Source organism: Dietzia sp. DQ11-38-2 (genome assembly GCF_014145055.1).
In the GTDB taxonomy this organism is placed as follows: domain Bacteria; phylum Actinomycetota; class Actinomycetes; order Mycobacteriales; family Mycobacteriaceae; genus Dietzia.
Map to the genome: position 1 here is coordinate 1 of NZ_JAALDW010000057.1, position 2,311 is coordinate 2,311.

Consider the following 2,311-nt stretch of genomic DNA (forward strand, 5'->3'; position numbering starts at 1 on the left):
TCCACCGCCACGAAGGCGTGGATCAGCATCCCGGCGCGCTTGTGGTCGGGCTCGGGGGCGTCCGCGGGGTCGAGCAGGGCCGACTCGGCGGCGGGGTCGAGGCCGCCGTCGAGCGCCCGGCCGTGTGCGCCCTCGAGTCCGCGGCCGCGCGCAGCGGGATCAGAAGCGTGATCAGACATGGTCGTTCCTTTCGGTGGAGGCAGCCCGGGAGGACACTGCGGTGGAGGTGGCCCGACGGGACGCTGCGGTCGAGCCGGCCTGGGACGCCGCGGTGGTGGTGTCCGCAGTCGGGGCGGCCCCGCCGCTGAGCCGCGGGTCGGTCACGGAACTCCGGCCGCCGTAGAGGAACTCCAGGGTGGCGTCGGGGTGCCGGTTGGTGGTCATCAGCGACACCACGTAGAACAGCACTATCGACACGAGCAGCGAGATGCCGCCGACCTGCATGAACGCGGGAACGGAGATGATGTCCCGCGCGGCCAGGGAGGTGATGATCATGTTGCCGAGGATCGCGAACGCCACTGTCACGGTCGCGGCGGTGGCCGTGGCGCGATGCCAGTAGATGGACATGACCACCGGCCCGACGATCGCGGCGGCGAAGGCGGCCCAGCCCAGCGCGCCGAGCAGGAACACCACCTGCGAGAGGAACAGGGTGAGCAGGACCGACAGCACCACCAGGGTGAGGCTCGCGATCCGGCTCCACAGCAGCTCGCGGACCACCTTGATGCCGAAGGCGCCGGGCAGGTCGCGCATCATCGACGACGCGCCGATGGTGATGAAGCTCGAGGCCGAGGACATGATGGCCGCCAGCAGGCCGGTCAGCGCGATGCCGCCGACGATCGGGTTGGTCACCGAGTCGAGGAACCAGATGGCGGTGTCGTCGATGTTCTCGAGCTCGGGCGCGTCGCCGGTGAGGGTCATGGAGCGGGTGGCCAGGCCGATGCCGACGGAGAACAGGGTGGTGATGGCGTAGGCGATGCCCGCCACGGCCGCACCCCACTTGAGCTGGGTCATGTCGCGGAGCATGAGGAACTTGGTGAGCAGCTGCGGCTGGCCCACGGCGCCTACGAAGATCAACAGCCCGAAGGCGAAGATGTAGGTCGGCGCCTGGACGCCGTCGATCGAGAGCATCTCCGCGCGGCCTGCCGAGATGGTGTCGAGCATGGGGAGCCAGCCGCCGGCCACCTGGACGGCGAAGAAGAACAGCCCCACGGACATGACCACCATGAGCACGCCCTGCACGAGGTCGGTCCACACGGCCGCGAGCATGCCGCCGGCCATCGTGTACGCGGCCACGACCATCGATCCGATCCACACGCTGGTGGGGATCGAGGTGCCCAGCAGCAGCGAGATGATCACGCCGATCGAGGTGACCTGGGCGGTCATGTACGCGATCGAGGCGATGAAGATCGCGACCGACATGGTGGCGTGTGAGGTCCGGTCCTGGAACCGGACCCGGATGAGGTCGGGCACCGAGTAGACGCGGTGCTTCTTGCCGATCCAGTTGAGACGGCTGCCCAGCAGGAACCAGGCGACGGCGAAGCCGAAGGGCGCGAGCAGCCCCACGGCGATGAGCGCCTGCAGGCCCCAGGCGTAGGTCTGGCCGGTTCCGCCGACCATGCCCCAGCCGGACTGGATGGAGGAGAAGCTGGCGATGGCCATGACGAAGAAGCCCAGGGACTGCCCCGCGACGAGGAACTCCTTGGCCGACTTCATCTTGGTGTTGGCCCACGCGCCGATGGCGAACATGAGCACGAAATAGGCGAGCACGACGCCTATGACGACGGGGTTGTTCATGAGGGATCCTCAGGGGTCGGTCGGTTGTGGTCGTTACGCAGCGCGGCGCGGCGGATCTTTCCGGTGTTGGTGGTGGGGAGCTCGTCGAGGAACCGCACCTCCCGCGGGTACTGGTAGAAGGCGAGTCGCTCCTTGACCAGGGCCTGGATCTCGCGGGCCAACTCGTCGGTGCCGCTGGTCCCCTCGGCGGGGACGACGTACGCGACGATCGCCTCTCCGCGCAGCTCGTCCGGCACGCCGATCACGGCCACCATCCCGACCCCACTGTGGCGCAGGATCTGGTCCTCGATCTCGCCGGGGCCCACGCGGTAGCCGGACGAGGAGATCAGGTCGTCGTTGCGGCCGGAGAACCAGAAGCTCCCCCTCTCGTCGACCCGCGCCAGATCCCCGGTGTGCAGCACTCCACCGGCGGTCTTCTCCGCGGTCTTGTCGGGCGCGTTCCAGTAGCGCAGGAACGCGTTGGGGCTGGGCAGGCGCACGCAGATCTCGCCGACCTCACCCGCCGCGACCGGCTGGA

At 68.8% G+C, this 2,311-nt stretch carries 1 protein-coding gene and 1 pseudogene; both read right to left on the reverse strand.

Annotated features, from left to right (window positions below):
- Positions 1–171: 171 nt before the first annotated feature.
- Positions 172–1,794: a sodium:solute symporter gene (locus G6026_RS02455; protein ID WP_182612165.1), complete on the reverse strand. Its 1,623-nt coding sequence runs from the start codon at positions 1,792–1,794 to the stop codon at positions 172–174.
- Positions 1,791–2,311: pseudogene (locus tag G6026_RS02460) on the reverse strand (AMP-binding protein); the annotation flags it as partial. The pseudogene G6026_RS02460 and the gene G6026_RS02455, both read right to left, overlap by 4 nt.